General features: G+C 64.8%; 28 protein-coding genes. 17 read left to right on the forward strand and 11 right to left on the reverse strand.

Annotated features, from left to right (window positions below; genetic code table 11):
• Positions 1-97: 97 nt before the first annotated feature.
• From mce to AC1DIO_RS15905, 11 genes are all read left to right on the forward strand, one after another.
• A complete protein-coding gene (gene mce, locus AC1DIO_RS15855) occupies positions 98-502 on the forward strand; it encodes a methylmalonyl-CoA epimerase (RefSeq protein WP_476770135.1) in 405 nt (134 codons plus the stop codon).
• 34 nt (positions 503-536) lie between these two features.
• Positions 537-914 carry a RidA family protein gene (locus AC1DIO_RS15860; protein WP_476770136.1) on the forward strand — a complete coding sequence of 126 codons (378 nt, stop codon included), beginning with the start codon at positions 537-539 and terminating at the stop codon, positions 912-914.
• A gap of 102 nt (positions 915-1,016) precedes the next feature.
• On the forward strand, positions 1,017-1,247 hold the full coding sequence (locus tag AC1DIO_RS15865; RefSeq protein ID WP_069880671.1) for a DUF1467 family protein: 231 nt from the start codon (positions 1,017-1,019) through the stop codon (positions 1,245-1,247).
• Between the two features lie 381 nt (positions 1,248-1,628).
• A complete protein-coding gene (locus tag AC1DIO_RS15870; protein ID WP_441491865.1) occupies positions 1,629-2,180 on the forward strand; it encodes a peptidylprolyl isomerase in 552 nt (183 codons plus the stop codon).
• Between the two features lie 18 nt (positions 2,181-2,198).
• Positions 2,199-2,828, forward strand: coding sequence for a hypothetical protein (locus tag AC1DIO_RS15875; protein ID WP_441491864.1), 630 nt, complete (start codon positions 2,199-2,201; stop codon positions 2,826-2,828).
• The gene (locus AC1DIO_RS15880) at positions 2,828-3,298 is read left to right on the forward strand and encodes a peptidylprolyl isomerase (RefSeq protein WP_441491863.1); all 471 of its coding nucleotides are present in this window, start codon (positions 2,828-2,830) and stop codon (positions 3,296-3,298) included. The genes AC1DIO_RS15875 and AC1DIO_RS15880 overlap by 1 nt, the downstream gene beginning before the upstream one ends.
• A gap of 131 nt (positions 3,299-3,429) precedes the next feature.
• Entirely contained in the window at positions 3,430-4,536 is a 1,107-nt protein-coding gene (queA, locus tag AC1DIO_RS15885; protein WP_441505512.1) for a tRNA preQ1(34) S-adenosylmethionine ribosyltransferase-isomerase QueA, read from the forward strand.
• A gap of 62 nt (positions 4,537-4,598) precedes the next feature.
• A complete protein-coding gene (locus tag AC1DIO_RS15890; protein ID WP_441505513.1) occupies positions 4,599-5,261 on the forward strand; it encodes a tetratricopeptide repeat protein in 663 nt (220 codons plus the stop codon).
• Between the two features lie 45 nt (positions 5,262-5,306).
• Positions 5,307-6,698, forward strand: coding sequence for a ribosome biogenesis GTPase Der (gene der / locus AC1DIO_RS15895; RefSeq protein WP_441491860.1), 1,392 nt, complete (start codon positions 5,307-5,309; stop codon positions 6,696-6,698).
• Entirely contained in the window at positions 6,695-7,792 is a 1,098-nt protein-coding gene (locus tag AC1DIO_RS15900; protein ID WP_441505514.1) for an NAD(P)/FAD-dependent oxidoreductase, read from the forward strand. The genes der and AC1DIO_RS15900 overlap by 4 nt, the downstream gene beginning before the upstream one ends.
• Positions 7,793-7,809: 17 nt before the next feature.
• Entirely contained in the window at positions 7,810-8,223 is a 414-nt protein-coding gene (locus AC1DIO_RS15905; RefSeq protein WP_476770024.1) for an NUDIX hydrolase, read from the forward strand.
• A gap of 112 nt (positions 8,224-8,335) precedes the next feature.
• Here the strand turns inward: AC1DIO_RS15905 and AC1DIO_RS15910 are convergent, their stop codons facing one another.
• From AC1DIO_RS15910 to rpsF, 10 genes are all read right to left on the reverse strand, one after another.
• Positions 8,336-9,079 (reverse strand): SDR family NAD(P)-dependent oxidoreductase, encoded by a 744-nt coding sequence (locus AC1DIO_RS15910; protein WP_441491857.1) that lies wholly within the window; start codon positions 9,077-9,079, stop codon positions 8,336-8,338.
• 12 nt (positions 9,080-9,091) lie between these two features.
• Positions 9,092-10,564, reverse strand: coding sequence for an amidophosphoribosyltransferase (purF, locus tag AC1DIO_RS15915; protein WP_476775416.1), 1,473 nt, complete (start codon positions 10,562-10,564; stop codon positions 9,092-9,094).
• A 42-nt stretch (positions 10,565-10,606) separates the two neighbouring features.
• Positions 10,607-11,290, reverse strand: coding sequence for a CvpA family protein (locus AC1DIO_RS15920; RefSeq protein WP_441505517.1), 684 nt, complete (start codon positions 11,288-11,290; stop codon positions 10,607-10,609).
• Positions 11,291-11,397: 107 nt separating this feature from the next.
• Positions 11,398-12,795 (reverse strand): DNA repair protein RadA, encoded by a 1,398-nt coding sequence (gene radA, locus AC1DIO_RS15925; RefSeq protein WP_441491854.1) that lies wholly within the window; start codon positions 12,793-12,795, stop codon positions 11,398-11,400.
• A gap of 6 nt (positions 12,796-12,801) precedes the next feature.
• Positions 12,802-13,935: an alanine racemase gene (alr, locus tag AC1DIO_RS15930; RefSeq protein WP_476770022.1), complete on the reverse strand. Its 1,134-nt coding sequence runs from the start codon at positions 13,933-13,935 to the stop codon at positions 12,802-12,804.
• Positions 13,932-15,419: a replicative DNA helicase gene (locus AC1DIO_RS15935; protein ID WP_069880684.1), complete on the reverse strand. Its 1,488-nt coding sequence runs from the start codon at positions 15,417-15,419 to the stop codon at positions 13,932-13,934. The genes alr and AC1DIO_RS15935 overlap by 4 nt, the downstream gene beginning before the upstream one ends.
• Before the next feature lie 166 nt (positions 15,420-15,585).
• Positions 15,586-16,152 (reverse strand): 50S ribosomal protein L9, encoded by a 567-nt coding sequence (gene rplI / locus AC1DIO_RS15940; protein WP_441491852.1) that lies wholly within the window; start codon positions 16,150-16,152, stop codon positions 15,586-15,588.
• A gap of 26 nt (positions 16,153-16,178) precedes the next feature.
• On the reverse strand, positions 16,179-17,126 hold the full coding sequence (locus AC1DIO_RS15945) for a DUF2232 domain-containing protein (protein WP_441505519.1): 948 nt from the start codon (positions 17,124-17,126) through the stop codon (positions 16,179-16,181).
• A gap of 141 nt (positions 17,127-17,267) precedes the next feature.
• Positions 17,268-17,513, reverse strand: coding sequence for a 30S ribosomal protein S18 (gene rpsR, locus AC1DIO_RS15950; RefSeq protein ID WP_038367644.1), 246 nt, complete (start codon positions 17,511-17,513; stop codon positions 17,268-17,270).
• Positions 17,514-17,516: 3 nt separating this feature from the next.
• Positions 17,517-17,969: a 30S ribosomal protein S6 gene (rpsF, locus tag AC1DIO_RS15955; protein WP_113518472.1), complete on the reverse strand. Its 453-nt coding sequence runs from the start codon at positions 17,967-17,969 to the stop codon at positions 17,517-17,519.
• A 324-nt stretch (positions 17,970-18,293) separates the two neighbouring features.
• Here rpsF and fabD point away from each other — a divergent pair, with 324 nt between their 5' ends.
• The 4 genes from fabD to fabF all read left to right on the forward strand — a co-directional run bounded on the left by fabD (position 18,294) and on the right by fabF (position 21,815).
• Positions 18,294-19,238, forward strand: coding sequence for an ACP S-malonyltransferase (gene fabD / locus AC1DIO_RS15960; RefSeq protein ID WP_476853674.1), 945 nt, complete (start codon positions 18,294-18,296; stop codon positions 19,236-19,238).
• Between the two features lie 38 nt (positions 19,239-19,276).
• Positions 19,277-20,014 carry a 3-oxoacyl-[acyl-carrier-protein] reductase gene (gene fabG / locus AC1DIO_RS15965; protein WP_476775414.1) on the forward strand — a complete coding sequence of 246 codons (738 nt, stop codon included), beginning with the start codon at positions 19,277-19,279 and terminating at the stop codon, positions 20,012-20,014.
• Positions 20,015-20,270: 256 nt separating this feature from the next.
• Positions 20,271-20,504 (forward strand): acyl carrier protein, encoded by a 234-nt coding sequence (locus AC1DIO_RS15970; RefSeq protein ID WP_043236751.1) that lies wholly within the window; start codon positions 20,271-20,273, stop codon positions 20,502-20,504.
• Positions 20,505-20,549: 45 nt separating this feature from the next.
• Positions 20,550-21,815, forward strand: a complete 1,266-nt coding sequence (fabF, locus tag AC1DIO_RS15975; protein WP_441491919.1) for a beta-ketoacyl-ACP synthase II — start codon at positions 20,550-20,552, stop codon at positions 21,813-21,815.
• A gap of 44 nt (positions 21,816-21,859) precedes the next feature.
• Here fabF and AC1DIO_RS15980 read toward each other — a convergent pair whose 3' ends face one another.
• Positions 21,860-22,090, reverse strand: coding sequence for a hypothetical protein (locus AC1DIO_RS15980; protein WP_441491848.1), 231 nt, complete (start codon positions 22,088-22,090; stop codon positions 21,860-21,862).
• Here AC1DIO_RS15980 and mltG point away from each other — a divergent pair.
• Positions 22,083-23,315: an endolytic transglycosylase MltG gene (mltG, locus tag AC1DIO_RS15985; RefSeq protein ID WP_441505521.1), complete on the forward strand. Its 1,233-nt coding sequence runs from the start codon at positions 22,083-22,085 to the stop codon at positions 23,313-23,315. The genes AC1DIO_RS15980 and mltG overlap by 8 nt on opposite strands.
• A gap of 184 nt (positions 23,316-23,499) precedes the next feature.
• Positions 23,500-24,381 (forward strand): YicC/YloC family endoribonuclease, encoded by an 882-nt coding sequence (locus AC1DIO_RS15990; protein WP_476853675.1) that lies wholly within the window; start codon positions 23,500-23,502, stop codon positions 24,379-24,381.
• Positions 24,382-24,387 lie beyond the last annotated feature (6 nt).

Below are 24,387 nucleotides of genomic sequence, written 5' to 3' on the forward strand. Positions count from 1 at the left end.
AAACTGGATTGCGGTTTTCGGGCCGATGCCAGCGCGGAAGGCTAGATCATCGGCAGTATGGACGGCGGTGTTCTCGCCGGATGCAAGGGAGCTCTGAATGATTGGTCGCCTCAACCATGTCGCCATCGCCGTAAAGGACCTTGCGGCCTCGAGTGCGCTCTATCGCGATACGCTCGGTGCACGCGTCTCCCAGCCGCTGCCGCAGCCTGAGCACGGCGTCACGGTCGTCTTCGTCGAGCTGCCCAACACCAAGATCGAGTTGCTCGAGCCCCTTGGAGCGGATTCGCCTGTCGCGAAATTTCTCGAGCGGAATGTCGATGGCGGCATTCATCACATCTGCTACGAGGTCGACGACATCCTGGCTGCGCGGGACCGGCTGAAGGCAACGGGCGCGCGCGTGCTCGGTTCCGGTGAGCCGCGCATCGGCGCCCATGGCAAGCCAGTCCTGTTCCTGCACCCCAAGGATTTCTGCGGAACGCTTGTCGAACTGGAACAGGCCTGAGATCCGACGGCGCGAAACAAGCGGGAGACGATTGATGATCGAGTTCTTCGGTGAGCCCGAAGCGGGCTCGCCACGCCCGTTCAGTGCGGCGACGCGGGCAGCGGGGCTTATCTTTGTCTCCGGACATTCGGCTCCGCATGATCCTGCGAACGGCATCCACCGCGGTGCGACACCGGTCGATGAGGTTCGCAATGCGCTGGGGCGGATCAGCGAGATTCTGACGGAAGCGGGCAGCAGCCTCGACCGTGTCGTGCAGATGACGATGCTGATCACCGACCCATCCGACTACGTCGCCTGCAATGCTGAATATGTGAAGCATTTCCCCGGCGGCCTGCCGGCGCGCCATACCGCGCGCTTCGGCGTGCCCACGGAAGCGCGCGTCGCATTCTCCTGCGTCGCCTTGGTCGGATAGGCTTTCGCGTGGATTGCGAGGGGCTGCGGCAGCGAGGAGCCTTGCCGCAATCCCGCTGGCTTGCCATGAGATGACCGCCTCCGCCCGAGAAAGGATCAGGCCATGACCATTGCTGGCGGTCTCGCCGTTTATTTCGTGATCTGGTGGACGGTTCTGTTCGTGACCCTGCCGTTCGGGGTCCGCAGTCAGGCGGAGGACGGGGAGGTCGTTCAGGGCACCGAGCCAGGCGCGCCCGTGCTTCCGGGCCTCGCCAAGAAGGCGCTGATCACAACGATCCTGGCCGGAATCATCTTCGTGTTCGTCTGGTATATCTGGTCGGCCTACGATCTTTGATCGGCCGCGGACGGTAACGCCAAAAACAAAGGGCAAGGCCGAAGCCTTGCCCTGGAGTCTGTTTTTTCCGCAGTAACGGCGCACATCTGGTTGCGTGCGACTCATATACTAGGCGGGCGTTTGTTCCTCCCGAGACCTGGTCCGCGGCGCTCAAGGTTTCCCCGAGCGAGCCCAGCGCCAGATGAGTATCCGATTGTGACAGGGCTGTCACCCATTTAGGCAGCGCTAGCCTGATCTTTTTGCAAGTTAAATGAAGTTTGCTCTTGTGCAGTGCAGCATGCTCCAGATGTGGCGGCTCAACGCCTTGTTCCCGTCAAAGGATGCCGTTACGACGCCGGTGATGATCGGCCGGATCCTCCGGCAACGACGGAGATGCTTCACATGCTGCGCAGTTCTCTCGCCATTCTCGCCCTTGCTGCGTCGCTCGGCTGCGCTCAGGCGCAAGCGCCGGCCTCCGATCCCAACAATACGGTCGTGCTCGAGACCAAGGACGGCAACATCACGATTCGTCTTCGTCCCGATCTGGCGCCCAAGCATGTCGAGCAGATCAAGGCGCTGACCAAGCGTGGCTTCTATGATGGTATCGTCTTCCATCGCGTCATCGACGGCTTCATGGCCCAGACCGGCGACCCCACCGGCACCGGCACGGGCAAGTCAGACCTGCCTAATCTCCCGGCTGAATTCAGCCCCACGCCCTACAAGGTCGGCTCGGTCGGCATGGCGCGTTCCGCCTCGCCCGATTCCGCCAATTCCCAGTTCTTCATCTGCTACGAAGGCTGCGGTTCGCTGACGGGGCAGTACACGCTGTTCGGCGAAGTAGTGTCCGGCATGGATGTGGCGCGCAAGATCAAGAAGGGCAGCTCGGCCAATAATGGCCAGGTCAGCGGCCCCGACAAGATCGTGCGCATGCGTCTTCAGTCCGACGCGAAATAGCAACGAGCGGCTACCTGCATGTCGCGTGTCCTGCCCCTGTTCGTCGCCGGCTTGTCGATCGTCATGGTCGGCGCTGGCGCGGCACAGGACACACGCGACCTGGGATTGCCACCGCCCTCCGGCTCGCAGAACCCGGTTCTGCCTCCGCCTTCCGGCTCGCAGAATCCCGTGCTGCCCCCACCGACGGGGCAGCGCTACCTGCCGGGGATCGGCGGGCCGTTCGGGGAACACGCGCCACGCCGCGCCATTCCAAGCCTGCCGCCTCCTGTCGATTCGGGGCTGAGCGGTTCGGTCTCGCCAGTGACGCGGAGCTTTGAAGGCGACGCCGTCGATCGCGTTTCGGAGCTCGGTCCAGCGTTTCGACGCTGCTGGAATCCGCCTGCGATGACCGGCTCCAGCGACAGCGCCATGGCGACTGTCCGCTTCAGCCTGCGGCGCGACGGCACCATCTTTGGCCAGCCGCGCGTCACCTGGGAAACGCGCCGCACCGACCCCGATCTGCGGGAACGGTTCACCGCCTCCGTGATCGACGCCATCCGAAACTGCGCACCTGTGAGGTTGTCGCCGCGCTTCGGAGCGAGTATCGCGGGGCGACCCTTCACCATTCGCTTCCACGGCCGTGCGCCGTCCAATGAAAGGCCGATCTGATGTCGCTCGATCCCGAGAACACCCTCGTCATGGAAACCACAAAGGGCCGCGTTGTCATCAAGCTGCGCCCCGACCTCGCCCCTGCCCATGTCGAGCGCCTGAAGACGCTGGCGCGCCAGGGCTTCTATGACGGCATCGTCTTCCACCGCGTCATTGATGGCTTCATGGCGCAGGTCGGCTGCCCGCATGGCACCGGCACCGGCGGCTCCGACCTGCCGGACCTGAAGGCCGAGTTCAACGCCGAGCCGCATGTTCGGGGCATCTGCTCGATGGCCCGTTCGCAGAACCCGAACTCGGCCAACAGCCAGTTCTTCATCGTCTTCGACGACGCCCGCTTCCTCGACAAGCAGTACACGGTCTGGGGGCAGGTCGTTGAAGGCATGGAGAATGTCGACAACATCAAGCGGGGCGAGCCGGTGCGTGAGCCGGACTCCATCGTCTCGATGAAGGTGATGGCCGACGCGGCCTGATATCGCCACGGGCCCCGTTCGAACGGGGCCTGAGTTCAGATGAGCCCTCATCCCGGCAGCGCCGCAGGCGCGTCCCGACGGATGGGGGCTCATCTTGTTCTGGTTCGCAGTTTTGTGAGGCGGATTCGATCGTGGATGTCGAACTTTTCGACTTCGACCTGCCGGAAGAACGTATCGCGCTGAGGCCCGTCAGCCCACGCGATGCTGCGCGGATGCTCGTGGTGCGGCCGGATGCAGCCGAACCATTCGAGGATCGCGGCGTTCGCGAACTCGCCAGCCTGCTTCAACCCGGCGACGCGCTCGTCCTCAACGATACGCGCGTGATCCCGTCCCGGCTCTACGGCCGGCGCGTCAGGGGAGAGGCCTCGGCGCGCGTCGAGATCATGCTGCACAAGCGCGAAGCATCCGACCGATGGCTCGCGTTTGCCAGGCCGGCCAAGAAGCTCGCTCTCGGCGAGACGGTCGTGTTCGGCTCGGATGCGGCATCGAATGCGTGCGAGCTCGGCGCGCTGCATGCCGAGGTCGTCGGAAAGGGCGAGGGCGGCGAGGTCGAGTTGCGCTTTGCCTGGTCCGGTCCGGTGCTCGATGAAGCGATCGCGCGGCTGGGTGAGTTGCCGCTCCCGCCCTATATCGCGGGCAAGCGGCCGACCGATCTGGCCGATGCCCACGACTATCAGACGGTTCACGCCCGTATGGATGGAGCCGTGGCCGCCCCGACCGCCGGTCTCCACTTCACGCCGGAGCTGTTTGCAGCCCTCGACGCGCACGGCGTTTCCCGCCATTTCGTGACGCTTCATGTCGGCGCGGGCACGTTCCTCCCGGTCAAGGCCGAGGATACGCGCGAACACCGCATGCATGCCGAATGGGGTAGCGTGAGCACTGAGACCGCAGCAGCGCTGAACCAGGTCAAGGCAAGGGGAGGCCGCATCGTTGCCGTTGGGACCACGGCCCTGCGGCTGCTCGAGAGCGCTGCCGGTGAGAACGGGGTCGTCGCGCCATTCTCCGGTGATACGGCCATCTTCATCACGCCAGGCTATCGCTTCCGGGCCGTCGATATCCTGATGACGAACTTTCACCTGCCGCGCTCGACACTGTTCATGCTGGTCTCGGCTTTCTGCGGGCTCGACCTCATGAAACAGGCCTATGCCCATGCGATCGCGGAGAAATATCGGTTCTATTCCTATGGTGACGGCAGTTTGCTGTTCAGGGCTGAACCCACCACGCCACGCCACGCTTGATCCGGCTCGCAATCGGCCAGCGAAAATGCTACCCGGCAGGGTGAAGAGGATTGTGACACCCTATGGCCGATATTTTTCGTGAGATCGACGAGGAGGTCCGGCGCGACAAGGCGGCGGCGCTCTGGAAGAAATATGGCAACCTGCTGATCGGTTTGGCCGTGGCTGCTGTCGTGGCCGTCGCAGCCTGGCAGGTCTGGCTGTATCGCGAGCAGCAGGCTTCGCAGGCCGTGGGTGCGCGGCTGGAAGAGGCGCTGAGGGCTTCGCGCGACAATCGCGGCGCCGAGGCGGAGTCGATCCTCGTTGACCTCGCGGCCAACGCGCCGGCGGGATACCGCCAGATCGCGCGGTTCCGCCTGGCTGCCGAAACCGGCAAGCGCGACGCTGCCGCGGGCGCAACGGCCTTCGACGCACTGGCGAATGACAGCTCTCTCGATCAGCTCTATCGCGATCTTGCCCGGCTTCGTGCCGGGATGTTGCGCGTCGATCTTGCGCCCTATGCCGAGACCCGCGCCGCGCTTGAGCCGCTCGCGTCTCCGCAGGGCGTCTGGCGCCATTCGGCCCGTGAGTTTCTCGGCATTGCCGCCCTCAAGGCCAATCTGTTCGAGGATGCCGGCCGCTGGTTCGATGCCATCGTGACCGATCCGCAATCGCCGCAGGTGCTGCGCCAGCGTACCGATCTCTATCTTGCGCTGGTGCGCGGCGGCGCCGTCGAGACCAAGAATTGACCCGACGCGCCGATCCCGGCGCGTAACAGGACGAATTTGAACACCATGACCGCGACCGTCGCCATCATCGGCCGGCCGAATGTCGGCAAATCGACGCTCTTCAACCGGCTCGTGGGCAAGAAGCTCGCTCTGGTCGATGACCGGCCGGGCGTGACCCGCGACCGGCGCGAAGGTGATGCCTCACTCGGCCATCTGCGCTTCCGCATCATCGATACCGCCGGACTCGAGGAGGCCGACAAGGACTCCCTTGCGGGCCGCATGCGCGCTCAGACCGAGACCGCGATCGCTCAGGCCGACGTGATCCTTTTCATGATCGATGCGCGGCTTGGCCTGACGCCGATGGACCAACCCTTCGCGGATCTGGTGCGCCGTTCTGGAAAGCCTGTGATCCTGCTCGCCAACAAGGCGGAAGGGAACAAGGGCAAGGACGGCACATTCGAGGCCTATGCGCTCGGGCTCGGCGACCCCGTTCCGTTCTCGGCCGAACATGGCGAAGGCACCGCGGATCTGCTCGAAGCGCTCGTGCCATTCATTGCCGACGAGCCAGACGAAGACGAGGACGATCAAGCCTGGGCCGAAGCTCCCGCCGCGGATCTCGATGAAGACAGCGACCCCAACAAGCCGCTGCGCGTCACCATTATCGGCCGCCCCAATGCCGGCAAGTCGACGCTGGTCAACCGGATGATTGGCGAAGACCGGCTGCTGACGGGACCGGAAGCCGGGATMACCCGAGACACCATCTCGGTTGACTGGGAGTGGCGCAGCCGCCCGGTCAAGCTCTTCGACACGGCGGGCATGCGCAAGCGCGCCCGCATCGAGGAGAAGCTCGAAAAGCTCTCGGTCGCCGATGCGCTTCGGGCCATTCGGTTCGCCGAAGTCGTCGTCGTCCTGCTCGATTCGACCATTCCCTTCGAGAAACAGGACCTGACGCTGGTCGACCTGACCGAGCGCGAAGGCCGGTCGGTTGTCATCGGGCTGAACAAGTGGGATCTCGTTGCCGACAAGCAAGGCCTGCTGGCCGAGCTCAAGGAGAAGGCGAACCATTTGCTGGCGCAGGTGCGCGGCGTGCAGATCGTTCCGCTGTCAGGTCTGGCGGGCGAGGGTATCGACCGGCTGATGCAGGCTGTCTTCGCCAGCTATGACGTCTGGAATCGCCGCGTCTCCACGGCGCGGATCAACCGCTGGCTCGAAGGCGTGCTCTCGGCTCACCCGCCTCCGGCCGTCGCCGGACGCCGCATCAAGATCCGCTATATGACGCAGGCAAAGGCGCGCCCGCCGACTTTCGCGCTGTTCGGCAACCAGCTCGACCATTTGCCGGTGTCCTATACGCGCTATCTCGTCAACAATCTGCGCGAGGCATTCGAGCTGCCGGGCACACCGATCCGCCTGCATACGCGCGGCGGTGACAATCCCTACGATCGCAACAAGCGCAAGTGAAGGTCACCGTCGTCGGCGCGGGCATTGGCGGCCTTGCGACGGCCTGGGCTCTCAGCGGACGTGGCCATGACGTAACGCTGCTCGAGCAGGCGCCGGTGATTCCCAATCCCTACGCCGCCTCGGGCGACCAGCATCGCATCATCCGTCGCGCCTATGGCAGTGCCGATGGCTATGCCCGCACCATCCCGGAGGCCTTCGCGGCATGGGACGAGATGTGGGCTGATCTCGGCCGGTCCCACCTCGCCAATTGCGGCGTTCTCGGCGTCTCGCTGCAGGAGGGCGACGAGGGCGAGCAGTATCGCGACGGGCTCGACCGGACGTCACAGCCTTATACGCTGCATGCGCCTGCCGAAGCCGCGACGCGCTGGCCCTTTCTCGATGCGGCAAGCCTCCGCTACGCCTATTTCAGTGCCGACGGCGGCGCTCTCTTTCCGGCACGGATTGCGGCGGATCTGCTCCGACTTCTGGCGGAACGCGGCGTCGCGATTCAGGCCAATGCGCGTGTTTCTGCCGTGGAGCCGGATGCCGGCGTCGCCATCCTTGACGATGGGGCGCGGATTGCTGCCGACCAGGTCGTGGTGACGGCTGGGGCCTGGGTGCTGCGCCTGTTCCCGGAACTCGGCGATGCGCTGAAGACCTACCGCACTGCGGTCGTCTATCTCGATCCGCCCGGGGATCTCCGTGACGCCTGGCAGCGTGCGCCTGCCATGGTCAGCGTCGGTGGCGACAGACACGGTTACATCCTGCCGCCGGTGGACGGGACCGAACTGAAGCTGGGCGCAGGAATCCATCGCCGCCCGAGAGAGCCCGACGAGGAGCGCGAGCCTCGTCCCGGGGAGGGCGAGCAGATCCGCGACTATTTTGCCCCGCCGCTCGCTCGGCTCGATGAGTATCGCGTCAAGCGTACCGCGACCTGCGCCTATACCTTCACCGAGGATGGCACATTCTTCGCGCGCCGGATTGGCAAGGCGCTCGCGGTCTCCGCATGTTCGGGGCATGGCTACAAATTTGGCGCCGCGGTCGGTCGACGGGTCGCGACTGCTCTGGAGAGCGGAGACGACGCCGCATTGTTCCGCTGGTTGCGGGCGGAGTAGGCCAGATGGAGGGGCGGATGCTCGAGACGGTCAGCGCCCTGTTCGTCAGCCCGGAAAACAAGGTTCTGCTCGGCTTGAGGGCATCCTGGAAGCGCGCATGGGCCGATCACTGGGATGCGATCGGTGGCCGGGTCGAACCGGGGGAAGGCCTCCAGGAAGCGCTTCTGCGCGAATGCCGTGAGGAAGTTGGCCTTGTCCCGACACGGTATCAGCTGGTGCTGTCGGAGCCGGAGCGCTTTCCGGAGCGCAATGGCGAGGCGCTGCACCACATCTACGTCGTGCATGCCTGGGCGGGCGGGGACGCGGTCAACCTCTGCGACGAGCATGTCGAGATACGCTGGTTTACGCTCGACGAGATGGCGGCGCTGCCAAACCTCACCATCCCCGATCTGATCACGCTGGCGCGTGCGGCGCCGCGCGCGGGAGACTGATTGCTCTCGAGCAGGGCATCAGACCGAAAAGTGGAATCCACCTCTCGGGGAAAATCCGATGCTGCCTAAAGAGAGGGATCGCCACTTTGCGCCCCCCAGGACGCGCGCCAATTTAGGCCGGCATTTGCGGGCTCAGTACCTTGCCCTGCGGAAAATCGAAAATCTTGCCGGTCTCCGCCCAATCGGGCGAGGCCAGGCGTACGAGATGCGGAGCGAGGTCTTCCGGGGTCTTCAGCGTCAGCGGATCCTCGCCCGGCATCGCTTCTTCCCGCATGCGGGTGCGCAGGGGGCCGGGGTTGACGATCATCACCTTGAGCGGGGTCGTCACGGTCTCGGCTGCATAGGTGCGCGCCATGGCCTCGACGGCCGCCTTCGAGATCGAGTACGGGCCCCAATAGGCCAGGCACTTATGCGCCGCACCTGACGACATCACGATGACCCGGCCCGAATCCGAGGCCTGCAGGGCCGGTTCGACCGATTTGATCAGGCGCCAGTTGGCCGTGACATTGGTTTCGAACACCTTGGCCCATTCCTTCGGCGAGGCATGGGTGAGCGGGGTCAGGGGGCCGAGGATGCCGGCATTGGCGAGCAGGATGTCGAGTTTGCCCCAGCGCTGCAGCAGAGCGGGGCCAAGCTTCTCGATCGCAGCCGCATCGCCGAGGTCGACAGGAACCAGCGTCGCACTGCCGCCAATGCCCTGAATCTCATCATCGAGTTCTTCAAGCGCGCCGGAGGTTCGCGCCAGAGCAACGACATGGGCGCCGGCATTGGCGAAGGCGAGGGCTGCGGCGCGGCCAATACCGCGCGACGCGCCAGTGACGAGCGCGACGCGCCCTGCGAGAGGCTTGGTCATCATAGACTCTTGTGATCAGCCGGCTTCGGCCAAGAGGGACAATTCCTGCTTGGCGCTCTCGCCGATGACGTCGGTCAGCGAGGTCGGGTAGTCGCCGGTGAAGCAATGGTCGGTGAATTGCGGCCGGGCGGGATCGCGCCGTTCATGCCCCATGGCGCGGTAAAGACCGTCGACCGAGAGAAAGGCGAGCGAATCCGCGCCGACGAACTGGCGCATCTCCTCAAGGGTATGCGTTGCCGCCAGCAGCTTCTCGCGGTCGGGCGTGTCGATGCCGTAGTAGTCGGGATGGGTGATCGGCGGCGACGAGATGCGGAAATGCACCTCGCGCGCTCCAGCCTCGCGCATCATCTTGACGATCTTGAACGAGGTCGTACCGCGCACGATCGAGTCGTCGACCAGAACGATACTCTTGCCCTCGACCACGCTGCGGTTGGCCGAATGCTTCAGCCGCACGCCGAGTTCGCGGACCTTCTGGGTCGGCTCGATGAAGGTGCGCCCGACATAATGGTTGCGGATAATGCCGAGCTCGAAGGGAACGCCGCTTGCCTGGGCAAAGCCCAGCGCCGCCGGCACGCCCGAATCCGGTACGGGCACGATCACATCGGCATTTGCCGGCGCTTCCGAGGCCAGCTGCGCGCCCATGCGCTTGCGACGTTCATAGATGCTCTGGCCCTTCACGATCGAGTCCGGCCGGGCGAAGTAGATATACTCGAAGATGCAGGGGCGTTCCGCAACCGGCGGGAAGGGCTTGTGGCTCTCGATGCCGTCCTCGGAGATGACGACGACTTCGCCGTTCTCGACCTCACGGACGAACTTGGCGCCGATGATGTCGAGCGCACAGGTCTCGGAGGTCAGGATCGGTGCCCCGTCGAGCTCGCCGAGCACGAGCGGGCGGATGCCCAACGGATCGCGAGCGCCAATCAACTTCTTGTTGGTGATGCCGACGAAGGCATAAGCGCCCTCGATCTGGCGGATGGCATCGACAAAACGATCGATGAAGCGGGTCTTGCGGCTGCGGGCGACAAGATGGAGCAGCACCTCCGTATCGGAGGTCGACTGATAGATCGCACCGTCACGGACAAGGTTGCGGCGCAGCGTCAGGCCGTTGGTGAGGTTGCCGTTATGCGCAACGGCAAAGCCGCCGCCATGCAGCTCGGCGAAGAGCGGCTGGACGTTTCGGAGGATCGTTTCCCCCGTTGTCGAATAGCGCACATGACCGATCGCCTGCGCGCCCTGGAGATTGTCGATGACCGAGGCTTCCGAAAACGCATCGCCGACAAGGCCGAGACGCCGCTCCGAATGGAAGCGCCTGCCGTCGAAGGTCACGATACCAGCCGCTTCCTGGCCACGATGCTGGAGAGCATGCAGGCCGAGCGCGGTCAGCGCGGCGGCATCGGCATGACCGAAGATGCCGAAGACGCCGCATTCCTCGCGCAGCCGGTCGGCATAGGGATCGAAGGCGTCGTGGGTCTCGGGTTGAGACGTCATTACGGGCTCCATACGCTGTAACACGGCTGCGTTACGCTCCAATTACGGACGAGTTTGGGCAGGCGTTCCCGGGCGGGTGCCTTCGATCGCACGCTGTAGCGCCTGGCGGTCGTTGGCGTTCGGCACTTCAGTGCGGCGCTGCGGGTCAGCGGTCGGGCTCGCCGGTGGGCGCGGCTCCTCGGCCGGCGCCTCGGCGGGCTCTTCGCCGGTCTTGGGCTTCAGCAGCTTCTTGACGAAGTCAGAATTGATGTCCTGCGGCAGCATCGTCAAAAGCGAGCGGCCGGTCTCTTCGAGGATCGGCTTGGCCTTGGCGTCCTTTGCCCAGGTCGGGAGATTCTTGTCGCCCATCAGCGCGGTGAAGAACACGTAACCGATCACCGCCAGCAGCAGCCCGCGGGCGGCGCCGAAGACAAAGCCGAGCGTCCGGTCGAGCGCGCCGATACGCGAGTCGAGGACGAAATCGGAAATCCGGGCAGTCACGAGCGACACGATGATCAAGGTTACCAGGAACAGGGCCGCGATCACGGCGACCAACGCGATGGTCTGGTTCGGGATATGTTGCTGCGCCAGCGGCAGGAGCTGGGGATGAAACACCCAAGCCACCACAGCTGCCGTCGCCCAGGACGCGATAGCCAACACTTCTCGTGTCAGCCCGCGCACAGCGGCCAGCAACGCCGAGATCAGAACCACGCCGATGACGACGAGATCGAGGATTGTGACAGGCATGTAGGAAGCCGCTTCTCTAGCATCTAGGGGTGGCCCGCAAGAAATGGGCTGGCCGCAACGATTTTGCTATACGCGTTCGAAGGGGTTCCGTCACCCTTGGGGGCGGTTCATTTCACATCCCTGCGAGGAGCGCGAGCCGCGATATCGGCGACGAGCTCCGCAACATGCCCGAAACGGCGCAGTCCCAGCCCGCTGCCATCGCCGAAATCTGCTCCACCTGCGGGAAAGAGTGCAGCCTCGAAGCCGAGCTTGGCAGCCTCGCGCAAGCGGGCAGCCGTGACGGAAACCGGACGAATCGCCCCCGACAGTGCGATCTCGCCAAAATAAACGCCTTCGGCCGGCAGAATCGCTCCGGTMAGCGAGGAGATCAGCGAGGCGGCAACCGCCAGATCCGCGGCCGGCTCGTTGACCCGCAGGCCGCCGGCTACGTTGAGATAGACATCATGCTGGCCGAGCCTTAGGCCGCCATGGGTTTCGAGCACGGCAAGCACCATCGCGAGACGGCTGTTCTCCCAGCCGACGACAGCGCGCCGCGGCGTGCCAAGTGAGGTCGGCGAGACCAGCGCCTGGATCTCGACCAGCACCGGCCGCGTGCCCTCAACTCCGGCGAAGACCGCGGCCCCAGGGGCGGCCTGATCCCGGCCCGCCAGGAAAAGGGCCGATGGATTGGTGACTTCCGACAATCCCTTGCCGGTCATCTCGAAGACGCCGATCTCGTCAGTTGCTCCGAAGCGGTTCTTCTGCCCGCGCAGGACGCGGAAGGCATGTGCGCCTTCGCCCTCGAAGGAGAGAACGGCGTCGACCATATGCTCGACCACACGCGGCCCGGCGATCTGACCGTCCTTAGTGACATGGCCTACGAGGATCAGGCAGGCGCCGCTGGTCTTGGCATAGCGGATCAATGCCTGGGCCGAGCCTCGTACCTGCGTCACTGTGCCCGGCGCGCTTTCAACCTCGCCCGACCACATGGTCTGGATCGAATCGATCACGACGAGGGCCGGACGCTGACCCTGATTGAGGGTGGCGACGATGTCCTCGACATTGGTTTCTGCAGCGAGGTCGACCGGCGCATCGGCGAGGCCCATGCGTTCGGCCCGCAGGCGGACCTGCCCGGTCGATTCTTCGCCCGAGACATAGACGACGCGATGGCCGCCATTGGCGAGCGCCGCACAAGCCTGCATCAGCAGGGTCGATTTGCCGATGCCGGGATCGCCGCCGATCAACAGCACAGAGCCGGGCACGAAACCGCCACCGGTGACGCGGTCGAGCTCACCGATGCCGGCGACAATGCGGGGAGCATCCTGTGTCTCGCCTTTGAGCGTCTCGAGCGCAAAGACACGGCCCCGCGCGCGGCCGTTCGACGAGCCGCGTCCGCCCGGCACCGGCGCAGCCTGCGCTTCCTCGCTGAGCGACGACCATGTGCCGCAGGCGTCGCATTTGCCCTGCCAGCGATGATAGACTGCGCCGCAGGCTTGGCAGGTATAGGTTGGACCGCGTTTCGCCATTCGGCACTAGAGCCCGACATAGCGGCGCGCATAGCGCCCGCCCAGCCCGGTCAGGATCTCGTAGCCGATGGTCTTGGCTCCAGCGCCCACCGTCTCGATGTCGAGCGGCCCGCCGATCAGCGTCACCGGCGCGCCCCGCACGGCGGCAGCGGCAGGCGCATCCGTGACATCGATGATGATCAGGTCCATCGAAACCGTGCCGACGAAGGGGCAGGTAACGCCGCCAACGATCGCCGAACCGCCGGTGCTGCTATCCGTCCAGCTCGCATTGCGCGGGTAGCCATCGGCATAGCCGAGGCAGATCGTGGCGAGCTTGCGCGGCCCCGGTGCGGTCCAGCGGCCGTTATAGCCCACCTGCGTGCCGGCCTGGACCTCGCGCAGTTGGAGAATGCGTGCCTCCAGCCCGATGACAGGCTGCATCGGGTTCGGCTGGTTCGGCGTCGGGTTGCCGCCATAGAGTGCGTAGCCCGGCCGGGTGAGCTGATAGGATGGGACATCCTTGAGGAAATGACCCGAAGAGTTCTTCAGCGAGGCGGGAATGCCGGGGAAGGCGGCTGCAATATCGGCGAAGGCTGCGGCCTGTCGCGCGTTGGCTGGATCGGCCTCATCCTCGGATGAGGCGAAATGCGACATCACAAGACCGATGCCTGCGGCCGTGATCGTGCCTGAGCGCTCACGCGCGAGGTTCAAGCCTTCGCCGGCCCAGAGCCCGAGCCGGTTCATCGCGGTGTCGACATGCAGTGCCGCCGACCTGACCGCGGCTCCGCCCTGGCGGAAAGCGGCCCATTCGAGCAGTTCTTCATGCGAACCGAGCACCGGTGACAGGCCGTGCAGGGCAAAGTGGCCGCAGGTTTCCGGCAAGAGGCCGTTCAGCACATAGATCGCCGCGTCCGGATCCACGGCTCGTGCCCGAATGCCCTCGGACAGATGGGCGACGAAGAACGTCCGGCAGCCGGCCTTGGCGAGAGCTGTGACCGCTGGCTCGATGCCGATGCCATAGGCGTCGGCCTTGACCACGGCGCTGGTCTCGGCCCCGCTGGCACGCTGTCCGAGCGCACGCCAATTCGCTACCAGCGCCCCGAGATCGATCGTCAGTGTCGCGCCGGCCATGCCGGCATCCGGGGTATCGAAGGCGGTCATATCTGTTCCGGCAAATGGGCTTCTTCGGCGCGGTCGGAGAAGCGTGTGACGTCGGCATCGAACTGCAGGGCGATGGTGCCGGTCGGGCCGTGACGCTGTTTGCCGATGATCAACTCGGCGAGACCATGGGCCACCTCCATCTCGTTGAGCCAGGTCGCATGTTCCGGCGTGCCGGCACGCGGTTCCTTGCCCTTGAGGTAATATTCCTCGCGATAGACGAACATCACGACGTCAGCGTCCTGCTCGATCGAGCCCGATTCGCGCAGGTCCGAGAGCTGGGGCCGCTTGTCGTCGCGGTTCTCGACCTGGCGCGAGAGCTGCGAGAGCGCGATGATCGGTACCGAGAGTTCCTTGGCCAGCGCCTTCAGGCTGGTCGTGATCTCGGTCAGTTCCTGCACGCGGTTCTCGCCCTTCTTGGCCGAGCCCGAGAGCAGCTGGAGGTAGTCGATGAAGAGAGCATCGAGCCCCTTCTGGCGCTTCAGCCGTCGCGCGCGCGCCATCAGTTGGGCGATCGAGAGGCCACCGGTCTGGTCGATATAGAGCGGCAGTTTCTCGATCTGGTTTGCGACATCGGCCAGCCGCGCGAAATCGCCTTCGGAGATGCGGCCCTGCCTGATCTTGTATGACGAGATGCCCGATTGTTCGGCGACGATACGGGTCGCGAGCTGGTCGGCCGACATTTCGAGTGAGAAGAAGGCGACGATACCGCCGTCGACGGATTTGAGCGAACCGTCATCCTGTCGCTCGCCGCGCCAGGCCTTGGCGATGTTGAACGCGATATTGGTCGCAAGCGAGGTCTTGCCCATGGCCGGGCGACCGGCCAGCACGATCAGGTCCGAGCGCTGCAGGCCGCCCATGCGCGCGTCGAGATCGCGGAGGCCGGACGAGATGCCTGAGAGACCGCCGGCGCGCTGGTAGGCGCTCGCCGCCATGTCGATCGCGAGGCGAAGCGCGCCATCGAATTTCTGGAACCCGCCCTCGTAGCGGCCCTTCTCGGCCAGTTCATAGAGCCGACGCTCGGCTTCCTCGATCTGCTCGCGAGGCGCCATCTCGACCGGTGCGTCATAGGCGACGTTGACCAGATCCTCACCGACGCCAATGAGCAGGCGCCGGATGGCGAGTTCGTAGATGGTGCGCCCGTAATCCTGCGCGTTGATGATGGTCGTGGCCTCGGCCGCGAGGCGCGCGAGATATTGCGAGGCCGTGATGCCGCCAAGATCGATCTCGGCGAGAAATGTCTTCAACGTGATCGGCGTCGCGATCTTGCCCGCTCGGATCAAACTCGCGGTCAACTCGAAGATGCGCTGGTGGATCGGCTCGAAGAAATGGTCCTGCAGCAGGAAGTCCGAGACGCGGTAGAACGCGTCGTTATTGACCAGGATTGCACCCAGCAGCGCCTGCTCAGCCTCGATATTATGGGGCTGGACGCGATACTCCGCCTCTTGACTGTCGAGACGGGCAACGAGGGCGGTGGCAGTGGCCATGATCTGCGGGCAAGCTCGGCTGAGATGAGTCGGATAAAATGTACTCTAGCACCCTGACGCCCGATGCCAGCAGGCAATGCGGCTTCCTCCCGATCTTCACACCCCTCCAACGAAAAGGGCGCCGTGTTGCCACGGCGCCCTTGACTCATGGTTAGACGAGGTCGTCTCAGCGATCGTCGTTGTCGCCGGCCTCGGCCAGTGCCGCGCCGACCTCGAGACCGAGATCGTCGAGATCGAACTCCTCGCGAGCCGTGACGTTCTCACCGCGGACCTGGCGCTCGGCCTCTTCAGCGGAACGGGCGATGTTGATGGTGACGGTGACCGAAACCTCAGGATGCAGCACGACCGGAACGGTGTGCAGACCGAGCGTCTTGATCGGCGCGTTCAGGGTGATCTGGCTACGGTCGACGCTGAAGCCGTCCGCGGTCAGGGCCTCGGCGATGTCGCGGGTCGAGACCGAACCGTAGAGCACGCCGGACTCGCCCGACTGACGCAGCATCACGACCGAGTGGCCGTTCAGCGTCTCGGCGACCGAATCGGCCTCCTTCTTGAGCTCGAGATTGCGGGTCTCGAGCTGGGCGCGCTGCGTCTCGAAGCGCTTCCTGTTCTCTTCGGTGGCGCGCAGCGCCTTGCCGCGGGGCAGCAGGAAATTACGGCCGAAGCCGTCACGCACGCGGACGACTTCGCCCATCTGGCCGAGCTTGGCGACGCGTTCGAGCAGGATCACTTCCATTGGTCTTCTCCTTCTTGTGTTTGATGTCAGGCGTTAGGCATGGGTGGAACGGTGGGTGGGGCCTTTCGGCGCCCCAGCAGAGAATCGACGATGCCGGCAAGCGACAGCAGCGGTGTCAGCAGGGCCTGCATGATGACGAGCGCGAGATAGACCGAGATCAGCGCCGGCCCGCGCCAGGCTTTGCCGCGCGTCAGATCGTGGATGGTGGCCAGCCCGCTGAACATGAAGGCAGCGAGGAGTGCGCCGGTCATCGCAGCTCCGGCGACGCCGATGAAACCGCCGAGCGTGCCTATCGCCATTGCCAGGCCAAGCAGGATCAGCGCCTGGCGGGGAACCGTCGTTGCCGGAATGAAAGGCCACGGGCGCGGCAGCCGGCCGGAGACCTGCACTGCCTTGGCCGCAAGCCAGAGATTGGCGACGATCGTCGTGACGAAGGACGCGCCGATCCCGACGGGGACCGCGGGCGCGAGCGTCAGCGCAAGCTCGGAAACCTTCACATCTGCTGGCAAGGCGATGAGGCGGCTGCGCACCATCTCGGAGAGCAGGTTCTCGATGACGCGTGCGATCACCGTGCGATAGGTGTCGTAGTCCGTGGTCATCACGAGAGCGCTGCCAACGGTTGTCAGCGCGGCTATTGCGGCGATCCAGACCAGAAGATGACCGAGCGGATACCACTCGGCACCGCCCGTGCCGTCATGACGGGCAAGAAGCGCGAGGTAGGCAATCCACCAGGCTGGCAGCGCGACGATCAGCGCATAATTCAGCCCGGCGGCAAAGCTGAGCGCGATCATGCCGGCGATCGCGCCGGCTGCGGTCGCAACAAGCCCGGCGCGATGATTCCAGCCGAGTGCCGCGATGAAGATCGGAAGAGGGGCTGCGGAATACAGCAGAATAGCCAGCGGCGATCCGGTGATCACCACTGCGAAAAGAAGGGCCGAGACAAGGCCCGCACCGATGCCGACGATCGGAAGCATTCTTCGTCCTGCTGTCCCGCTGCTCGAAAATGGCAGGGTGAGAGGCATCTTGCCTCAACATACCCGGCGGGATTTCACCGCTGGGCGACTAGGGGTTCGGCCATCGCCGGTGCAAGGCACCGGCGATGGGTCGCAATCCGCTTAGCGGATGACGTAGGGCAGCAGGCCCAGGAAGCGGGCGCGCTTGATCGCCTGGGCGAGCTCACGCTGCTTCTTGGCCGAAACGGCCGTGATACGCGACGGCACGATCTTGCCGCGCTCGGAGATGTAGCGCGAAAGCAGGCGCACATCCTTGTAGTCGATCTTCGGAGCGCCTTCGCCCGAGAACGGGCAGGACTTGCGGCGGCGGAAGAAGGGGCGGCGGGCGCCGGCGGAAGCGGTCGACATGGCTTAGGCCTCCGTGCCGGTGGTTTCGGTGGTCTCGTCTTCGCGACGCGGACGGTCACGGCGCGGGCCGCGATCGAAACGGTCGCCGCCACGCTCGAAGCGGTCACCGCCGCGCTCGCCGCGGTCGTCACGATCGCGCTTCTGCAGCATGGCCGACTGGCCTTCCTCGAGCTCCTCGACGCGGATCGTCAGGAAGCGCAGGACGTCTTCGTTGATGCGCATCTGGCGCTCCATCTCCAGCACGGCGGCGGAGGGAGCGTCGATGTTCAGCAGCGAGTAATGAGCCTTGCGGTTCTTGCGGATGCGATACCCGAGCGACTTCACGCCCCAGTACTCGGTCTTGGTGACCGAGCCGCCATTCGCCTCGATGATGCCCTTGAACTGTTCGACAAGAGCTTCGACTTGCTGCGCGCTGACATCCTGCCGCGCGAGCAGCACATGCTCGTACAATGCCATTATGGCCTTCCTTTGTTTTACCCTGTTTCGCTCGGCGCGGAGCCCTCCGAGCCCTGGATAAGGCCCGACAGGATTTCATCGAAGGCGGAGACACGGGATGGCGGTTCGAGAGCCGAACCTGCGGATGCTTGATAAGCGCCCGCCATCCGTTCAGCCTCCGGCCGAACAAACAGGAGGCGGCTGATACAGCGTCGTGGCCATTTCCGCAAGCCAAATCACTGCACAGGTGGCCGCGAATTCTCCAGCAAAGCTTGACTTGGCCTCCCAAGCAATGTGAGAGCGCCGTCGCGATGACTAATTTATGAACATCGGGATTTTCTCAGCATGACAACCGCGTTCATCTTTCCCGGCCAGGGCTCTCAGGCCGTCGGCATGGGCAAGACCTTGGCCGACGCCTTTCCGGTGGCCAGGGCAGTCTTTGCCGAGGTCGACGACGCCCTGTCGCAGAAGCTTTCGGCGATCATGTGGGAGGGTCCTGCCGAGGAGTTGACGCTGACCGCCAATGCTCAGCCTGCCCTGATGGCTGTGAGTCTTGCCGTGATCCGCGTCCTTGAGGCGGAGGCGGGCCTGTCGCTGCAGCGCGATGCGGCCTTCGTGGCCGGCCACTCGCTCGGCGAGTATTCTGCGCTGGCGGCTGCCGGCAGCTTCTCGATTGCGGATGCTGCGCGCTTGTTGCGGATTCGCGGCGACGCCATGCAGAAGGCTGTGCCGGCAGGCGAGGGGGCGATGGCAGCGCTGCTCGGGGTCGAGCTCGAACAGGCGCGCGAGATTGCCAGGGATGCAGCGCAAGGCGAGGCCTGCGAAGCTGCCAATGACAATGGTGGCGGACAGGTCGTTCTCTCCGGCAGCAAGGCGGCGATCGAGCGGGCTATTGCGCTCTCCGGGCAGCGCGGCGTCAAGCGCGCCCTGCCACTACCGGTATCAGCGCCCTTCCATTGCGCGCTGATGCAACCTGCCGCCGATGCTATGCGCGAGGCCCTGGCAAGGGTCGCTCTGGCGGCGCCGGTTGTTCCGGTGATGGCCAATGTCGGAGCTGCTCCGCTGAGCGACCCGGATGCGATCCGCGCGTCGCTGGTGGCGCAGGTGACGGGAACCGTGCGCTGGCGCGAATGCGTGCAGGCTATGGCCGATGCCGGCGTGACCCGTTTCGTCGAGGCAGGCAGCGGTAAGGTGCTGGCCGGCTTGGTCAAGCGTATCGCAGCCGGCACGAGTGCGGTTTCGCTCGGCGCCGCCGACGATATCCGCAATTACAGTGCCCAGAACGGGTGAGCCGGCAGGATGCCGGGTCGATATAAAGAGGAGGCAGCATGTTTGACCTGACGGGGAAGAAAGCCCTGGTCACCGGCGCGACCGGAGGGCTGGGCGGCGCGATCGCCCGCACGCTCCACGGCCTCGGTGCCAGCGTCGCTCTGTCCGGCACGCGGGTCGAGGCGCTCGAGGCTCTCGCAGCCGAGTTTGGCGAGCGCGTCGTGATTGCGCCCTGCAACCTGTCGGACAAGGATTCGGTCGAGGCGCTMGTCCCGACTGCTGAGGAGAAGCTCGGGGGGCTCGATATCCTCGTCAACAATGCTGGCGTGACGCGCGACAATCTTTTCCTCCGCCTCAAGGACGAGGACTGGGACAGCGTGATCGCCGTCAATCTGACCGCAGCATTCCGGCTGTCGCGGGCGGCCGTGAAGACGATGATGCGCCGCCGCTATGGCCGCATCGTTTCGATCGGTTCGGTCGTCGGCGTCACCGGCAATCCCGGGCAGGGCAATTACGCCGCCTCGAAAGCCGGGCTGATCGGGATGTCCAAGGCGCTGGCGGCGGAAGTCGCCAGCCGCAACATCACGGTGAATGTCGTTGCACCGGGCTTCATCGAGTCGCCGATGACGCAGGCGCTCAACGACAAGCAGCGCGAAGGCATCCTCGCCGACGTGCCGATGGGCCGATTGGGTGTGGGTGACGATGTTGCTGCAGCTGTCGCTTATCTCGCCAGCAACGAGGCCGCTTACGTGACCGGGCAGACGCTTCACGTCAACGGTGGAATGGCAATGATTTGAAGGTCTTGAGAAGGTTCTTTGTAACCTTCCCAGATCGGTTTGCGGCTCTCGTCAGCTATCGACGAGTGTGTTAACTAGCGCCGTCGCGCTGCAGCGCGCGTGCTCGGGGGGACTTGACGCGAACCCTGTTGTTGCGTTTGTGCAGCCTTAAGAGTTCCGCCCCGGCGGCATTCCGGAAGGGGTGCCGGGTGGCGGGAGCGGTTCCCTACACGCATCGCGATCCAGCGATGCGTTTCAAGCTTTGAGGAAAAGATCCATGAGCGATGTCGCCGAGCGCGTGAAGAAGATCGTGATCGAGCATCTCGGCGTCGAACCCGAGAAGGTCGTCGAAGGCGCCAACTTCATTGAAGATCTGGGTGCCGACAGCCTCGATACGGTCGAGCTCGTGATGGCTTTCGAGGAAGAGTTCGGCGTCGAGATTCCGGACGATGCTGCCGAGACGATCGTCACGGTCGGCGACGCCGTCAAGTTCCTCTCGAAGAGCGCCTGATCGGCCTCTGGCCGTTACTGCATCATGAGCCCACGCAGCTACACCATGCGACGTGTCGTGGTGACCGGGCTTGGCATGGTGACGCCGCTTGCATGCGGCGTCGAGCCGACCTGGTCACGTCTGATCTCCGGCGCCAGCGGCGCCGGTCCGATCACGAGCTTCGACGCGAGCGACCTTCCCGCCCAGATCGCCTGCAATATTTCGCGCGGCGATGGTTCCGACGGCACCTTCAATCCTGACGATTGGATGGAGCCGAAGGAACAGCGGAAGGTCGATGATTTCATCGTCTTCGCAATGGCGGCTGCGACGCAGGCGCTCAATGATGCCGGGTGGAAACCCGAAAGCTACGAGGACCAGATCGCGACCGGTGTCGCGATCGGGTCCGGCATTGGTGGGCTCGGCGGCATCTATGAAGCGTCGATCCTGCTCAAGGAGCGCGGCCCGCGCCGCCTCTCGCCTTTCTTCATTCCCGGCCGGTTGAGCAATCTCGCCGCCGGCTATGTTTCGATCACGCACGGCCTCAAGGGGCCGAATCACGCAGTGGTCACGGCTTGCTCGACCGGCGCTCATGCCATTGGCGATGCCTCGCGGATGATCGCTCTCGGCGATGCCAAGGTGATGGTCGCGGGTGGCACCGAATCGGCGATCAACCGCATCGGCATTGCCGGGTTCTGCGCGTGTCGCGCGCTGTCCACTGGCTTCAACGACACGCCTGAGAAAGCCTCGCGTCCCTATGACAAGGATCGCGACGGCTTCGTCATGGGCGAGGGGGCAGGGGTCGTCGTTCTCGAGGATCTCGAGCATGCCAAGGCGCGCGGTGCGCGCATCTATGCCGAAATCGTCGGGTACGGCATGTCGGGTGATGCTTATCATATCACCTCGCCGGCCGAGGATGGCGACGGTGCCTATCGTTGCATGTCGGCGGCGCTCGATCGTGCCGGGGTCACGGCGGGTGATCTCGACTACATCAACGCGCATGGCACCTCGACCCAGCTCGGCGACGAAATCGAGCTGCGGGCAGTCGAGCGGCTGCTCGCCAACGCTCCGCGGAAGCCCGCCATGTCCTCGACCAAGTCGGCGACGGGACACCTGCTCGGCGCGGCAGGCGCGATCGAGGCGATCTTCACGGTCCTCGCGATTCGCGACCAGATCGCACCGCCGACGATCAATCTCGACAACCCATCCGTCGAGACCGATCTGGACCTGGTGCCGAATGTCGCGAAGAAGCGCAGCATCGAGATCGCTCTCTCCAATTCCTTCGGGTTTGGCGGGACGAACGCCTCGCTGGTGATCCGGCGTTTCGTCGACTGACGCACCGGCCGATGAGGCTCAGCGCGCTTTCGCCATAATTTCTGCTAGTCTGTCACCGGATTTCGGGACAGGCTCGAAATGCGTCGCATCGCCAGGGCATTGCGGCGAACCTCACGACACCAGAACGCGAGCGCCAGCACTGTGAACACTTCGCCCCGCGTCGCCCCGAAGAGCCCGAGCGAGGCGTTGAAGCCGGTGGCGCCGCCTGCTCCGCCGCCGAAGGCGCGTCGCAGGAGGCGCAATCCCTTCATCGGCATGCTCAGCGGGTTGTTCACGACTGCGCTCGTCTTGGCCGGCGTCGTCGGTGCTGGAATCGCTGTGGTCGGCAGCCAGGGTAAGGCGCCAGGGCCGCTCGCGAGCGACCGTGTGCTGATCATTCCCAAAGAAAGCGGCCTCACCGAAATTGCCGAGCTCCTTCAGCGCGAGGGATTGATCGAGCATCCCTGGACCTTCAAGGTTTCGGCGCTGATCTCCGGCAATTGGACCAAGCTCAAGGCGGGTGAGTATCTGTTCAAGGCTCGCGCCAGCCAGCAGGACATTCTCGACATCATTGCCGAGGGCAAGGCGGTCGAGCATTCGATCACCGTGCCGGAAGGTCTGACCAGCGAACAGATCATCGCGCGGTTGCGCGACAATGATCTCCTCACGGGCGACGTCATTCAGGTGCCTCGCGAGGGGACCATCCTGCCCGACACTTTCAAGTTTCCACGCGGGTTCACACGGCAGGCGATCGTCGACCGGATGACGCGCGATCAACGCCGTATCCTCAACGATGTCTGGAGTCGCCGCCCTGCCGACCTGCCGATCAAGACGCCGCAGGAGTTGGTGATCCTGGCTTCGATCGTCGAGAAGGAAACCGGCCGCGCCGACGAGCGCCCACGCGTTGCCGGTGTCTTCATCAACCGTCTGAACCGCAAGATGAAGCTGCAATCCGACCCGACGATCGTCTACGGGCTMGTCGGCGGCAAGGGCACGCTCGGCCGCGCGATCCAGCGTAACGAGATTACCCAGGCGACGCCCTACAATACCTATGTCATCGACGGACTGCCGCCGGGCCCGATCGCCAACCCGGGCCGTGCCGCAATGGAGGCCGTGGTCAACCATTCCAGGACCAAGGAGCTCTACTTCGTGGCTGATGGCAGTGGTGGGCACGCCTTCGCCGAGACCTTGGAGCAGCATAACCGCAATGTCGCCCGCTGGCGGCAGGTCGAGTCGCAGCGGCGCGAGGCTGGCAAGCCCTCGCCGGATTCGAATGTCGACAAGGTGGAACCGCCGCCCTCGCCGGATAATCGCACCGAAGCGCCTGGGGCCTCGCGAGCGGCCGATGCGACGTCCGGGGACAGCGAGACGGTGGGGGGCAGCCGGCGTGCGTCGGCGGATGGTCCGGCGGGAACGCGCGCGCGCGCCTTCGATGCGTCGGAAGGGACGAACCGCGATCCGCTGCTGAACCGAAGCTACGATCTCAACTCGTCGAAGCAGGTTCCAGCACTGCGCCCCTGAGCGGCTCTGGCGAGTATGGGCAGTCACGCCCGATTTCTCCCCATCTTCGCGCTTCTATGTGTGCAGCGCGACTTGCGAGCGGTGTTTCGCCTCACTACGGTCCCGCCGCATCAGATACAGCGTCGAGCGGTGATCCTGCGCATTGTGATCGCACGGTGAGCCGTCGGGGGGAGTTTCAGCGTCCATGGCGATCGAGAGCATGACCGGCTTTGCCCGCGCAGCCGGCACCGCAGGTCTTCATGCCTGGGCATGGGAAATCCGCAGTGTCAATGCGCGCGGCCTCGATGTGCGCGTCCGGGTACCTTCCGGGTTCGAAGCCCTGGCCGAGGCGGCGCGCAAGCGCCTCGGCGCCGCCTTTTCTCGCGGTACATTGCACGTGAATCTCTCGATCAACAGCGATGCCCGGCCGGMGAAGCCTCGTATCAACGAGGCGGTGCTTGCGGGCCTGCTGGAATCCGTCGCGAGGCTGCCCGCCTCCGACAGCATCCGTCCGGCGTCCTTTGACGCGCTGCTTGGGATTCGCGGCGTGGTCGAGATTGCCGACGAGGACGAGGATATCCTGGCGCAGCTCGAGGCCCCCTTGCTTGCTGGCCTGGACGCGGTGGTCCTGGGTCTCAAGGAGGCGCGCTCCGCCGAGGGGAGAGCGCTTGAATCCGTTCTCACAGGCCACCTTGCCAGCATTGGCCGTCTGACCGATGAGGCGGAGCAGCATCCCGGGCGGAGTGTGGAAGCGATCCGCGCACGGCTCGCGACGCAGGTGCAGGCCCTGCTCGATGCCAGCCCGGCACTCGATCCGCAGCGCCTGCATCAGGAGGCCGCGCTGCTAGCGGTCAAAGCCGATATCCGCGAGGAGATCGACCGGCTGCATGCTCATGTTGCCGCGTTGCGGGGCTTGTTCGATCAGGGCGGGCCGATCGGCCGGAAGCTCGACTTTCTTGCGCAGGAATTCGGGCGAGAATCCTCGACGCTTTGCGCCAAGGCCGGTGATGCCGGGTTGTCGCGCATCGGGCTCGAGCTGCGGACGGTCGTCGACCAGATGCGCGAACAGGTTCAGAATGTGGAGTGACGGCTG

This window comes from Allobosea sp. 05T439 (assembly GCF_056396005.1).